The organism is Flavobacterium caeni, assembly GCF_900101895.1.
In the GTDB taxonomy this organism is placed as follows: domain Bacteria; phylum Bacteroidota; class Bacteroidia; order Flavobacteriales; family Flavobacteriaceae; genus Flavobacterium; species Flavobacterium caeni.
Map to the genome: position 1 here is coordinate 90766 of NZ_FMVF01000003.1, position 14374 is coordinate 105139.

The window sequence follows — 14374 nt, forward strand, 5'->3', positions numbered from 1 at the left end:
TTCCTATATTTGCCTGTTATACAAAAAATACACTTTTTAAGCATATTATGAGCGACGAAATCAAGAAGAATAATTATTCTGCAGACAGTATTCAGGCATTAGAAGGAATGGAGCACGTAAGGATGCGTCCTTCCATGTATATCGGTGATGTAGGTGTAAGAGGTTTGCACCACTTGGTTTATGAAGTCGTAGACAACTCGATCGACGAGGCGATGGGCGGATGGTGCGACACCATCTCGGTGACCATCAACGAGGACGGATCGGTAACCGTAGAAGACAACGGCCGTGGTATTCCGGTCGACATGCATAAGAAAGAAGGCGTTTCGGCGCTCGAGGTCGTCATGACCAAAATTGGTGCGGGCGGTAAGTTCGACAAGGATTCCTATAAAGTTTCGGGCGGTTTGCACGGGGTAGGGGTTTCGGTTGTGAACGCCTTGTCCGAAAGGATGAAATCGACCGTATTCCGCGAAGGCAAAATCTACGAGCAGGAGTACGAACGCGGCAAGGCCATGTATCCGGTCAAGACCGTAGGTGATACCGAAAAACGCGGTACGCGCCAAACCTTTTATCCCGATCACAAAATTTTCCAACAAACCTTGGAGTTCTCTTACGACACGCTTTCGGCGCGTATGCGTGAATTGTCGTTTTTGAACAAAGGCATCACGATCACGTTTACCGACAAGCGCGAAATCCTTGAAGATGGCAACCCGCGTGCAGAGACGTTTTTCTCGAACGAAGGTTTGAAAGAATACATCCGTTACCTCGATGGCAACCGCGAACCGCTGATTGCGGGCGTGATCAGCATGGAGAACGAAAAGGGCGAAGTCCCGGTAGAAGTGGCGCTGATTTACAACACCAGTTATTCAGAGAACATTTTCTCGTACGTCAACAACATCAACACGCACGAAGGCGGTACGCACTTACAGGGTTTCCGTTCGGGGCTCACGCGTACGCTCAAAAAATACGCCGATGCTTCGGGCTTGCTCGACAAACTCAAGTTCGAGATCACGGGCGACGATTTCCGCGAAGGACTTACGGCCATCATCTCGGTCAAGGTCGCCGAGCCGCAATTCGAAGGCCAGACCAAGACCAAATTGGGCAACCGCGAAGTCGTTTCGCCGGTTTCGCAAGCGGTGGGCGAGATGCTCGAGAATTATTTGGAGGAAAATCCGAACGATGCCAGAACCATTGTGCAAAAGGTAATCTTGGCCGCTCAGGCACGTCACGCCGCGAAAAAAGCGCGCGAGATGGTACAACGCAAAACCGTCATGGGCGGTGGCGGGTTGCCGGGTAAATTGTCTGACTGTTCAGAGCAGGATCCGGCCAAGTGCGAGATTTACCTTGTCGAGGGTGACTCGGCGGGCGGTACGGCCAAGCAAGGCCGCGACCGTGCGTTCCAGGCGATTTTGCCGTTGCGCGGTAAGATTTTGAACGTCGAGAAGGCGATGCACCACAAGGTGTTCGAAAACGAAGAAATCCGCAACATCTTTACCGCTTTTGGCGTCACGATCGGTACGGCCGAAGATTCCAAGGCGCTCAACCTCGAGAAGTTGCGTTACCACAAAATCATCATCATGTGTGATGCCGATGTCGACGGTAGTCACATCGCCACGCTGATCCTTACGTTCTTCTTCCGCTTCATGCGCGAACTCATCGAAGAAGGGCACGTGTACATTGCGGCGCCGCCGTTGTACCTCGTCAAAAAAGGAAACAAAAAAGAATATGCATGGAACGATGTGCAGCGCGACCAGGCCAACGAACGCATGGGCGGCGGTGCCAACATCCAGCGTTACAAAGGTTTGGGTGAGATGAACGCCGAACAGCTTTGGGAAACCACGATGGATCCGGGTGCGCGTACGTTGCGTCAGGTTTCGATCGAGAGTTTGGCCGAAGCCGACCGCATTTTCTCGATGCTCATGGGCGACGAAGTACCACCAAGACGCGAATTCATCGAAAAGAACGCTGTGTACGCCAACATCGATGCGTAAACGGCTGGCGCAAATGCTGCTTTTTGGGAGTTGCCTGTTGGGTAATAAAGCGGCATCGCAATCACTCGAGACGATTTTGGACGTGAACAACTTCCTGAACGACGCGTTGTGGTATGCCGATACGTTCATCACGCCGGCGACCGATGCGGCCGTATACCAGGCTTCGTCGGTGTGGGTCACTACGCCGCAAAAAAAGAAGCTTTGGGATTTTGGGATCAACGTGCATTTCAATTCGTTTTTCGTGCCGAACGGCAACCGCGATTTCAACATCAAGAATTCCGATTTTTCGTTTTTCGAGATCCAGGGCGGCGACAACGTGAACGTGCCGACGGCTTTGGGCGATGACAAGCAGGTCTATCTGGTGGGTTACATCAACGACGGACAAAACGACAACGAAGTGCGCATCAAAACCCCCGAAGGCATCGACATGGGCAGTGTGGTGTATCCGTATCTGCAGGCCTCGCTCGGTTTGTGGTATGGTACGGAAATCATCGGAAAGTACTCGTACAAAGTCGAACTCAAACGCGGCCATTACCAAGTGTACGGCGGCGGGATCAAACACAATCTGAGCCAGTATTTTCCGAAACTCGAAGCGCAAAACTTGGCGTTGTCGGCGTTTGCGGGCTATTCGAACGAGGAAATCAGCTTTGGGTTTTTGAGTGCCGACACCGAGCAGTACGAAGCGCTCGGACTGAACGAGATCACGGGTTTGGTCGATACGTTCCAGTTCCAGCTCAACGGCGCCAAACGATGGGGCAAGTTCGAGGCGATGGCGGGGCTTATCACCAACGTGAGCGACATCCGCTACGAAGTGGGCGGGCAGGACGGCACGCCGTTCTTTATCGTTCCCGTCAAAGATTATGTCAACGACCGTTTGTCGGAAATTTACAAGACACGCACCAATGTGATCGGCGAATTGTCTGGGCGCTACCAGTTTGGGCATTTTTTCCTGCAGGGTGCGGTGGCTTTGGGGAAATTCGTCAACACCAACGTGTCGCTGCAATATGAATTATAATTGTTTTACACCTTTAAATATACCAACATGAAAGTTACAATAGTAGGAGCAGGAAATGTGGGCGCAACTTGTGCCGATGTGATTGCATACCGCGGCATCGCCAGCGAAGTGGTTTTGCTCGACATCAAGGAAGGATTTGCCGAAGGCAAGGCGATGGACATCTCGCAATGCAAGACCAACACGGGTTGGAACACCAACGTGACGGGCGTGACCAATGATTATGCGAAAACTGCCGACAGCGATGTGGTCGTGATCACTTCGGGCATCCCTAGAAAGCCGGGCATGACGCGTGAGGAATTGATCGGCATCAACGCAGGCATCGTGAAATCGGTGGCCGAGAACATCTTGAAGTATTCGCCGAACACCATCATTGTCGTGGTATCGAACCCGATGGACACGATGACCTACCTGACCTTGAAAGCGACGGGCTTGCCCAAGAACCGCATCATCGGCATGGGCGGCGCGCTCGACAGCTCGCGTTTCAAATACTACCTGTCTAAGGCGCTCGACAAACCGGCCAACGACGTTTCGGCCATGGTAATCGGCGGACACGGCGATACGACAATGATTCCACTCACAAGACTGGCGGCTTACAACGGTATTCCGGTTTCTGAATTCTTGTCGCAGGAAGCGCTTGACAAAGTGGCGGCCGATACGATGGTAGGCGGCGCGACCCTGACCGGATTGCTCGGGACGTCGGCGTGGTATGCGCCGGGCGCATCGGTGGCGTACTTGGTCGATTCGATCCTGAACGACCAAAAGAAAATGATCGCCTGCTCGGTGTTTTTGGAAGGCGAGTACGGACAAAGCGACATTTGTATCGGGGTGCCGTGTATCATCGGCAAGAACGGTGTCGAGCAAATCGTTGACATCCAACTCGACGAAAAAGAGAAGGGTTTGTTCGCCAAATCGGCCGACGCGGTACGCAATATGAACGCCGACCTCAAATCGGTTTTGGCTTAAGTTTTTACACCTTATTATAAGGACTGCTTTGCGGCAGTCCTTTTTTTGAGATAAATCGGTAATAAAATTGGTTAATCTTAAGGTAAATTATATATTTGCTCGTTTTAAAAAAATGGGGTAGTGTCCGGTTTTTGAAGATTCGCAAGGATTTTGAAAATTTACTTTCGTTTTTACATTAAAATGACCTAACACAAACAGAAATTAATTAATTATTAGTAATAATGCAGAATAGAGGACTCGTTAAGTTTTTCGCAATTTTATTTGCATTGGTAAGTATTTACCAGCTGTCTTTTACGTTCGTGGCGCACAATGTCGAAAGTGATGCCAAGGCGTTCGCCAAGGGAGATTCCCAAAAAGAGGTCAAATACCTCGACTCCATCGGCAAGGAGGAAGTCATGAATTTGGGCATCACCCAATTCACGTACAACGAAGTAAAAGACAAGAAAATCAACAAAGGGCTCGACCTCGAGGGCGGTATCAACGTACAGCTCCAGATTTCGGTCAAGGACATCCTGAAAGGGTTGGCCAACAACAGCAAAAATCCGGTCTTCAACCAAGCATTGGACGCGGCTACCAAAAACAGACAAGGTAACGAAGATTACCTCGACGTGTTTTTCCGCGAATTCGACAAAGCCTCTGCCGGATCGGTTAAATTGGCTTCTCCAGAAATTTTCGCCAACCGCAACCTGCAAGGCGAAGGTGGGGTAGACATCAAGATGACCGATGCCGAAGTGCAAAAGGTGATCCGCAAGAAAGTAGGCGAGTCGGTCGATTCGGCTTTCGAAGTATTGCGCAAGCGTATCGACAAATTTGGCGTGACGCAACCCAACATCCAAAAGATTGGAACTTCGGGCAGGATCCTCGTGGAATTGCCGGGCGCGAAAGACGTAGACCGTATCAAGAAACTCTTGCAGTCTACTGCACAACTCGAGTTTTGGGAAACCTATAAAGTAGAAGAAATCGGGAACTTCCTGATGGCTGCCGACGCGGCGCTCAAAGCCACCGAAAAAGAAGTCACCACCACCGAAGCGGCGCCATCGGCTACCGATTCGATCTCTAACCTTTTGGCCGACAAAGCCAAGGATACCACGGCTTCGGCTACGGCCAACAACCCATTGTTGGGCAAATTCGTCGCACCGGGCGGCGGTGCCGTGTTGGGTATCGTCAATGTAAAAGATACGGCCAAGATAAACGGCTGGCTCAAACGCAACGACATCAAGAATTTGTTGCAGGGTGAACAGCGTTTCGCCAAATTCGTTTGGGGCAAGCCAATGTCTGCCACCGATACCAAAACCAAAAAAGAAATCGAGACCGTAGAATTCTACGCGCTCAAAGGAAACAAAGACAACCGTGCGGCCATGAGCGGCGGTGTCGTGACCGATGCGAGCGACTCGTTCGACCAAATGGGCAAGCCTTGCGTGAACATGCAAATGAACGCCAAGGGTGCCAAGGAATGGGAAGCGCTTACGGGCAAAGCCTATTCGCAAAAAAGCAACATCGCGATCGTTCTCGATAATGTGGTGTATTCTGCACCGGGTGTGACTTCAGGTCCTATCTCGGGCGGACGTTCAGAAATTTCGGGTGCTTTCGACGTGACCGAGACCAAGGATTTGGCCAACGTATTGCGTGCGGGTAAATTGCCTGCAGCCGCCGAGATCGTTCAATCGGAAGTGGTAGGCCCATCATTAGGTCAGGAAGCGATCGACAACGGAACCATGTCTGCGCTCGTGGGCTTGATCATCGTGGCGTTGTGGATGCTCGTGTACTACGGCAAGGCAGGTTGGTTCGCCAATGTGGCGGTTATCGTCAACTTGTTGTTCATCTTTGGTGTCATGGCAAGTTTCGGATTTGTCTTGACGTTGCCGGGTATCGCAGGTATCGTACTCACCATGGGTACGGCCGTCGACGCGAACATCATTATTTATGAACGCGCCAAGGAAGAATTGCGCGCGGGCAAAACCATCGAAGAGGCCATTAAGGCGTCTTATGGATGGAAAGGCGCGATGCGTTCGATTGTCGATGCCAACGTGACGCACGTATTGACCGGTGCGGTGTTGTTCATCTTTGGAACGGGACCTATCCAAGGTTTTGCGTTGACGCTCTTGATTGGTATCGCGACGTCGTTGTTTACGTCGATCTTTATTTCAAGAATTTTGTTGGAATGGAGCCTCAGCAAAGGCAGCAAACTGACCTTTACGACCAACTTCTCGAAGAATTTCTTCACCAATTTCCACTACGATTTCTTGGGTGCGAAAAAGTACACGTACATTTTCTCGAGCCTGGTGGTTGTGGTTTGCGTGGTGTCGTTGTTCATCAACGGACTCAACTACGGTGTAGATTTCAAGGGCGGACGTACGTTCCAGGTTCGTTTCGAGCAAGCGGCCAACCCAGATGCCATCCGTGAAGAATTGGAAGGTGTGTTCGGTAGCGCCGAGGTCAAGATCTTTGGCGCCGACAACCAGCTCAAGATCACGACCAAATATAAGGTAGAAGACCACGACGAAAAAGTCGACCACGAGGTCAACCAAATGTTATTCAACGCGCTCAAGAAGCACTTCCCGAGCATGACCTACGAGAACTTCGTTAACATTTATGACGGCAAGAAAGTAGGGGTGCTCAACGCTTACAAAGTAACGCCTACCGTGGCGGCCGACATCCAAACCAACTCGTATTGGGCGGTACTCGGTGCCATCATCATCGTAGGACTTTACCTGGTCATTTCGTTCCGCAAATGGCAGTATTCTTTGGGTGCGATCGCGGCAATTGCGCACGACGTCATCTTTGTACTCGGTGCCTATTCGTTGTTGTGGAAATACATGCCGTTTGGTATGGAAATCGACCAGCACTTCATTGCGGCCATCTTGACCGTTATCGGGTACTCGATGAACGATACGGTAATCGTATTCGACAGGGTTCGTGAGTACTTGAGTGGTAAGGCCAAAGGTAACTTCAACCAAATCGTGAACCAGTCGGTCAACTCGACCATGTCAAGAACCATCAACACGTCGCTCACGATGATTTTGGTACTCTTGATCATGTTCATCTTTGGTGGCGAATCGATCCGTGGCTTCATCTTTGCGATGTTGATCGGTATCGTGGTAGGAACCTACTCGTCGTTGTTCATCGCGACACCGGTATTGTGCGATACGATTCCGGATTCGGAACACAAACGCATCGAGGAGGAACACAACAAAGAAGCATAAAAACACAAGGCCCGAGCAATCGGGCTTTTTTTATGGCTATCGATTTTACAAAAATAGACTATCTCGCCCACGGCAGTCTGGTTCAGCAAGGCGCTTACAGGCTGTTGCTGCGGCATAAACTGTTCGATAGATTGGCGCCGTTCGATCCGGTACTGGCTGGAACGTTCCCGCTCGACCTCGTGGTCAAGGGAAGCGATTTGGACGTGTTGTGTTGTTTTGACGATGCCGCGCGATTCGCATCCGAAGTGGTTTTAAGGTTCGGGCATGAAGCCGGTTTTTCGATCCAATCGACGTTGATTGACGCACAACAAACCGTGGTTGCCAATTTTTCGCTCGAGTCTTATCCGATAGAAATCTTCGGACAATCCGTTCCCGTGACGGACCAACAGGCTTTTCGTCATTTGCTGATCGAGTACGCCTTACTTGTGCGGCACGGCGAATCTTTCAAGGAACGAGTGCTACAGCGCAAGCGGAAGGGAATCAAGACCGAGCCGGCGCTTGCGCAGTTGTTGGGACTCGAAGGCGATCCTCATCAAGCCTTATTCGACTACCAGTTGCCATAAAAAAACGCCAGTATTACTGGCGTTCGTAGTTTTTATGTATTAGGTAAATCAGTTTTCAACACCCGGAACCGGTTTCTCGGCGGCCCACATCATGTAAAAACCAATCAAGATGAACGGGATGCTGAGCCATTGGCCTGTAGAGAACAACCCGAGCGCGCTTTCGAATCCGCCTTGGCTTTCCTTGACGTATTCCACTACAAACCGAACCGTCCACAACAACACGAGGAACAGGCCGAACAAATACCCTACGCGCTCGCGTACGTTGGTGCGCCAATACAGGAAGTACAGTACCGCAAACACCACCACGTAGCAAACCGCTTCGTACAGTTGCGCCGCATGCCTGGCCGGAACCTGTTCGAGCAAATGCGCAAATTTAGGATCGCTGACAATGGCATGGTAGGCGTCGTTTGGAGTAGAAAGACCTGTTTCGCGCATGGCATCGCGTTGCGTAAATTCGTCGCGGACAAACTTGACACCGAGCGGCGATGTCGTTTTATGCCCCACAATCTCCGAATTGAAAAAATTGCCCAAACGAACGAATATCGCCCCGCTGGCCACCGGGATCACCACGCGGTCCAATACCCAAAGTATCGGGCGTTTCATGACATTTTTGCTGAAATAATACATCGCAATGATGATCGCGATTGCGGCACCGTGGCTCGCCAATCCCTGAAAGCCCGTAAATTCAAACTGCGGCTCGAAACGGAAAGGCAACAGGATTTCGGTGAGGTGGTCCTTGTAATAGTCCCAATCATAAAAGAACACGTGTCCGAGCCGTGCGCCGAGCAAGGTTGCCAGTACGGTCCAGATGAACAGCGAATCGAGCTTCTCGAGCGGTTCGCCTTCGCGTTCAAAAATCTTTTTCATGATGTACCAGCCCAACCCGAACGCCACGACAAACATGAGGCTGTAGAATCGGATTTGGAAAAAGCCCAGATTGATCCCTTCGGTCGGATTCCAGACATAGCTTAAAAAATGTGTCATTACTTGGAACTTAGTTTTCGTAAAAATAAAGATATAAATTGTATGCGAATCTTAAAAATCGTTAATGTTTGCAACGCTTGGGCGGAACGGGATCATAGCCTTGGCCGCCCCAAGGATGGCAACTCAGTATGCGTTTGGCCGCCAGATAACCACCATAAAACAGGCCGTGCGTTTGGAGCGCCTCAATGGCATACGTAGAGCAAGTGGGTTCATACCGGCACGCCGCAGGGAGCAAGGGCGAGAGTACGATCTTGTAAAAACGAATCAGTAAAATAAACGGCGCTATGACAATCCGCTTGAGCATCAGTAAGTGAACGTCGTGCCTTCTTTGCTGTCCTTGAGTTGGATGCCCAGCGCAAGCAGTTGGTCGCGGATCTGGTCGGACAAAGCAAAGTCCTTGTCTGCGCGCGCCTGGTTGCGCATCCCGATCAGCAAGTGCACCAGCCCTTCGACCTTGTCGTTGTTGTTGGCCGATTCTTTTTCGTCCTTGAGCCCGAGCACGTCGAACAAGAATGCGCGCAATGTCTTGGCAAAATCGTCCAAATCTGTAGCGGTGATGGTCTCCGACCCGATTTTCAACAGGTTGATGAATTTGACGCCTTCGAACAATTGCGCCACCAGGATGGGCGTGTTGAAATCGTCGTTCATCGCGTCGTAGCACGATTGTTTCCATTGCGCGATATCGATCGACGACGAACCCGAAGGCTTGATCTCGGCCATGCCGTCCATGGCTTCGACGAGTCGGTTGTAGCCTTTTTCGGCCGCCAAGATCGCTTCGTCAGAAAAGTCGAGGATCGAGCTGTAATGCGCCTGCATCATAAAGAAACGCGCCACGTTGGCCGAAAATCCCTTGCTCAAAAACGGACTGTCGCCCGTAAAGATCTCGCCCGGCAAAATATTGTTTCCCGTCGATTTGGCCATTTTCTTGCCGTTGAGCGTGAGCATGTTGGTATGCAACCAGTAATTGACCGGCGTATTGCCCGTGCACGCCTCGTTTTGTGCGATCTCACATTCGTGGTGCGGGAATTTCAAATCCATCCCGCCGCCGTGAATGTCAAAATGTTGCCCGAGGTATTTGGTGCTCATGGCCGTACATTCCAAATGCCAGCCCGGGAAACCATCGCTCCACGGCGAAGGCCAGCGCATGATGTGCTCGGGTTCGGCTTTTTTCCAAAGTGCAAAATCCTGCGGATTGCGTTTGTCCGACTGGCCGTCGGTATCGCGTGTATTGGCCAGCATTTCATCGATGTTGCGTCCGCTCAAAACCCCGTAATGCTTGGTTTCGTTGTATTTTACGACGTCAAAATACACCGATCCGTTCGACTCATAAGCCAATCCGTTTTCGATGATTTTTTTGACGATTTCGATTTGTTCTATGATGTGTCCGGTAGCCGTCGGTTCGATGCTGGGCGGCAAAAAGTTGAGCTTGCCCAAAATCTCGTGGAAATCGACGGTGTAACGTTGCACGATTTCCATCGGTTCGAGTTGCTCTAAACGCGCTTTCTTGGCGATTTTGTCTTCGCCGTCGTCAACATCGTCTACAATATGCCCCACATCGGTAATGTTCCGCACATAGCGCACCTTGTAACCCAAATGCAACAAATAACGGTAAATCATGTCAAACGACATGAACGTGCGCACATTGCCCAAATGCACGTTGCTGTACACGGTAGGCCCGCACACATACATCCCTACATTGCCTTCGTGGATGGGCGTAAAATCTTCCTTTTTCCCGGAGAGGGAATTGTATACTTTGAGCGGATTGGATTTGTAAAGCATGTGGATGCGTGGATTAGTAGATTCGTTTAATCGTTTAATCGTTTATTCGTTTAATCGTTTAATCGTTTAATCGTTTAATCGTTGATCTGGTTATTCGTTTATTTGGTTATTCGAGTTGGTTAAGATAGTACTTTTTGAGGTTGTTTATTTGATTGCAGATTTTTTCGATCTTGTTTCTGCAATCGATGTAATTTTCTTCAGAAATATAGCTCAAATCTCGCGCAATAATGAGGTGATTCAAGGTTTCCATTGCAGAGGAATAAGAAATAGTCAGGAAGTGAGATTTGTCTTTCTGCGTATTTCGCGATGTCCCTTCTGCTATGTTGGTTGAAATCGACGTCGCGCTCCTTTTGATTTGAGAAACAATTCCATACGTTTCCTTTACGGGAAATTCATCCGTCAATTGGTAAATGTCCAATACAAAAGCCTTGGAATTTTGCCATACATCTAATTTTTCAAACGAAAAAACATACATGATTTCTTTCGACTAAACGATTAAACGAATCAACGATTAAACCCTAAAATTTTGTTTCCAATCGGATGTATTGCAAAAATTCCTTACGCACTTGTTCTTCCTTGAATTTGCCACCGAATTCGCTGGTCACCGTAGAGCTTTCGATGTCGCGGATCCCGCGTGAATTCACGCACAAATGTTTGGCGTCGATTACGCAGGCCACATCTTCGGTACCCAAGGCGCGTTGCAATTCCTGTACGATTTGCATCGTGAGACGTTCCTGAACTTGCGGTCTTTTTGCATAATAATCGACAATGCGGTTCATTTTCGACAGCCCGATCACGCGGCCGTTCGAAATATAGCCCACATGCGCGCGCCCAATGATGGGCAACAAATGGTGTTCGCAGGTAGAGTAGACGGTAATGTTCTTTTCGACGAGCATCTCGCCGTATTGGTAATGGTTCTCGAACGTAGAAGGATTCGGTCTTTTGTTGGGGTGTAGCCCGCCAAAAAGTTCCTTGACGAACATCTTGGCCACGCGGTTGGGTGTTCCCTTGAGGCTGTCGTCGGTAAGGTCCATGCCCAAAGTGGTCAAAATACTTTCGACATCTTTTTTGATCAGTTCGATTTTTTTGTCATCCGGGAGATCAAAAGCGTCTGCTCGTAAGGGATTGCTTGCATTTGATGAGAAGTGGTCGTCTCCAAAATCATCTTGGAATGCATCGGAATTCATCATGGAAGGTAGGGTAATTTTAGGTATAGCTGTTTATGGCAAAGATAGCAATTTTAAACGAAGTCAGAATACTTGTTAAATATTAATTTAAAATTAAAATCCCGAGAATTCTTTATTAAAAATTTGTAAATTTCGCATCCAAAAAAAACCGAGTTATGAAAAGAAATTACCTGTTACTATGCCTGCTTGCGCTTTGTCCGTTTGCCGTTTTTGCACAGGTTGCCCCGTTGGTCCAAGTCGAGGTCCCGCCACCGGCAACCATTTGCGACCCCACCGGAACAACAGCGCTGACGGCCAATTTCAACGTGCCCCAACAAACGACTTCCTACACGCCTTATCCAGAGGACACGGTCTTTAACCCGTCGTTCCCCACCACAGGCGGTACGTTGCTCGATGCCACGCAAGACGACGTGTGGTCGCCGGTGGTCACGTTGCCGTTTTCGTTTGCATTTTACGGTAATTTCTACAACCAACTCATCGTCGGCTCGAACGGCTTGATCAGTTTCGACATCAGCGACGCCAACGGCTATTGTCCGTGGGCGTTTACGGCGTCTGTCCCGAGTCCGGCCATTCCAACCAATGCCATTTTCGGGATCTATCAAGATACCAATATCGCGATGCCGCCGGTGACCAACCCGGCCGTACAGAACGTCAACTACTACGTGCTCGATACGGGGGTCAACCAGGCACCGAACCGCGTGTTTGTCGTGAACTTTAACTCGCTTCCACAATTCAGCTGCAACAACGGTGTGGGCTTGCAAACCAGCCAGATCGTACTCCACGAGGGGTCGAACATCGTCGACTTTTTCGTGTTCGACCGTACATGCTGCCCTGGATGGAACAGCGGCTCGGGTGTAATCGGGATGCAGAACGCCTCGGGAACCGTGGGCCACTTGGCAGGTGCCGATCCGGCCAACAACACCGGCTGCTGGAGCATGTTCGACACACACTATCAAATTGCTCCGAGCGCGGCCCAGGTACCGCACACCTTGCAATGGTATGAAGGCGGAACACCTGTGAATAACGGCATCCCTACAGGGGGAACACCAATTTTCGCGGTTAACGACAACCCGATCAACGTAGGGCCGGGCACCTATACCGCCGTGGTGACCTACACCAACCCAGACGGAACGACCTATACAGTTTCGGATACCCAAACCGTTTCGGTATTGCAATTGGATGTGGCCGACCCGCTCGACATCGCCCTTTGTGATCCTACACAAACGCCGCCATACACCGTCAACATCAACCAAAACAATTACATCGCGGCCGGTTCACCAACCGATCCCGATCCGACGCACTATGCATTTTCGTACTATGAGACCGAAATCGGAGCCATCAACGGAAGCCCTGCCAACGACATCAACACGCCCAATGCATTCATTACCAGCGGACCGTTCCCGAAATCGATTTGGGTACGTATCGAGGAATTGGTATCTACAGGATGTGTCAACGTACGCGAATTCTTTATTACCGAGGGCCCTTCGGGAACCATCGCCTATCCGGGCGACCCTACAGGCTTGACCACGCCAATGCCGGGCCAGTATTGCAGTAACCTGACGGGGCAGCATCCGGTAACCGAAACCGCATTGACATCGGGGGGCACCTACTCGGCTTCACCTGCAGGTCTTACCATAGACCCTACGACAGGTGCAATTACACCAACTACCAGTACCGTCGGCGTTTATACCGTAACCTATACGATTGCGGCCAACCCACCTTGTCCGGCGTTCACAACAACGGCCACGGTCGAAATCGTCGCGTGCGCCTGTACCGTTACTGTATCCACACCCGAAGACCAGACGCTTTGCGTGGGCGATGCCGTAACGGCAATCAACTACACCACGGCAGGTGCGACAAGCGCTAGTGTTTCAGGAAATTTCCCTCCTGGTTTGGCCTGGGCCTTTGATCCTGCCACCGAGTCGGTAGATGTAACAGGTACCGCTACAACAGCCGGGGTTTATACCTATACGGTACAGTTGAACGTAACCGCTTCAGATTTTTGTTCCGAGACGACCACCATTACCGTTACCGCGAGCTCGAACGTTACTTTGAACGCGGGCAGCAACGACAACCAAACCATTTGTGTCGATTCGTTGATTGCCGATATCTATTATACGATTGATGCCACCGCTACAGGGGTTGCCGTAAACAACCTTCCGGCAGGGGTAACCTATACCGTAGTGGGGAACTTGCTTACCATCAGCGGTACGCCAACGGCGGTTCCGGCCAGCCCGACCTACGACATCACGTTCACGGGCTGTAATGCAGCGCCGGTTTTGGGTAACATCAATGTATTGGCAGCGCCTACTGTTGCTTTGGTTTCTGGTGACGATGCGCAAACGCCGTGCGTCAACGCGGCCATCACCAATATTGTATACAGTTTTGGCGGAAGCGCCACTGGATTGAACGTCTCAGGCTTGCCTCCGGGCGTGACTTTTGCAGCCGGTCCTGGTGCCAATGAAATAACGATCAGCGGAACACCGAATACGGCGGGTAACTACAGCTACCAAGTAGAGACAATCAGTACTTGTCCAACCAATCCGGTTTTGATTGGCACTATCAATGTAGATGCCCTGCCGACGATCACCGGCGACACGGCGCTTTGCCTTGGCGGCATGACCACGTTGACCGGCTCGGGCACGGCATCGACCACCACGCCATGGACGTCGTCGAACCCTGCGATCGCCTC

The 14374-nt window shown here is 50.6% G+C and carries 11 protein-coding genes; 6 read left to right on the forward strand and 5 right to left on the reverse strand.

What is annotated here, in order from left to right; translation table 11 throughout:
* Positions 1-47: 47 nt before the first annotated feature.
* The 5 genes from gyrB (at position 48) to BLP55_RS02795 (ending at position 7732) form a co-directional block, all read left to right on the forward strand.
* Complete coding sequence (gene gyrB, locus BLP55_RS02775) at positions 48-1988, forward strand: DNA topoisomerase (ATP-hydrolyzing) subunit B (RefSeq protein WP_091140809.1); 1941 nt, start codon at positions 48-50, stop codon at positions 1986-1988.
* A complete protein-coding gene (locus BLP55_RS02780) occupies positions 1981-3003 on the forward strand; it encodes a DUF6588 family protein (RefSeq protein ID WP_091140810.1) in 1023 nt (340 codons plus the stop codon). Before gyrB ends, BLP55_RS02780 begins: the two co-directional genes overlap by 8 nt.
* A 27-nt stretch (positions 3004-3030) precedes the next feature.
* Positions 3031-3966: a malate dehydrogenase gene (mdh, locus tag BLP55_RS02785; RefSeq protein ID WP_091141045.1), complete on the forward strand. Its 936-nt coding sequence runs from the start codon at positions 3031-3033 to the stop codon at positions 3964-3966.
* Between the two features lie 221 nt (positions 3967-4187).
* Entirely contained in the window at positions 4188-7169 is a 2982-nt protein-coding gene (secDF, locus tag BLP55_RS02790; protein WP_091140811.1) for a protein translocase subunit SecDF, read from the forward strand.
* A 32-nt stretch (positions 7170-7201) separates the two neighbouring features.
* Positions 7202-7732 (forward strand): DUF4269 domain-containing protein, encoded by a 531-nt coding sequence (locus BLP55_RS02795; RefSeq protein WP_091140812.1) that lies wholly within the window; start codon positions 7202-7204, stop codon positions 7730-7732.
* Between the two features lie 48 nt (positions 7733-7780).
* Here the strand turns inward: BLP55_RS02795 and lgt are convergent, their stop codons facing one another.
* The 5 genes from lgt to folE all read right to left on the reverse strand — a co-directional run bounded on the left by lgt (position 7781) and on the right by folE (position 11685).
* A complete protein-coding gene (lgt, locus tag BLP55_RS02800) occupies positions 7781-8716 on the reverse strand; it encodes a prolipoprotein diacylglyceryl transferase (RefSeq protein ID WP_091140813.1) in 936 nt (311 codons plus the stop codon).
* A gap of 61 nt (positions 8717-8777) precedes the next feature.
* Complete coding sequence (yidD, locus tag BLP55_RS02805; RefSeq protein WP_091140814.1) at positions 8778-9020, reverse strand: membrane protein insertion efficiency factor YidD; 243 nt, start codon at positions 9018-9020, stop codon at positions 8778-8780.
* Complete coding sequence (cysS, locus tag BLP55_RS02810) at positions 9020-10495, reverse strand: cysteine--tRNA ligase (RefSeq protein WP_091140815.1); 1476 nt, start codon at positions 10493-10495, stop codon at positions 9020-9022. The genes yidD and cysS overlap by 1 nt, the downstream gene beginning before the upstream one ends.
* 106 nt (positions 10496-10601) lie before the next feature.
* Positions 10602-10970 (reverse strand): four helix bundle protein, encoded by a 369-nt coding sequence (locus tag BLP55_RS02815; protein ID WP_091140816.1) that lies wholly within the window; start codon positions 10968-10970, stop codon positions 10602-10604.
* A gap of 43 nt (positions 10971-11013) precedes the next feature.
* Complete coding sequence (gene folE / locus BLP55_RS02820) at positions 11014-11685, reverse strand: GTP cyclohydrolase I FolE (protein ID WP_091140817.1); 672 nt, start codon at positions 11683-11685, stop codon at positions 11014-11016.
* 152 nt (positions 11686-11837) lie between these two features.
* Between folE and BLP55_RS02825 the strand changes: the two genes are divergently transcribed.
* Positions 11838-14374, forward strand: a 2537-nt coding sequence (locus tag BLP55_RS02825; RefSeq protein WP_170826775.1) for a hypothetical protein, incomplete at its 3' end; no start/stop codon positions are given.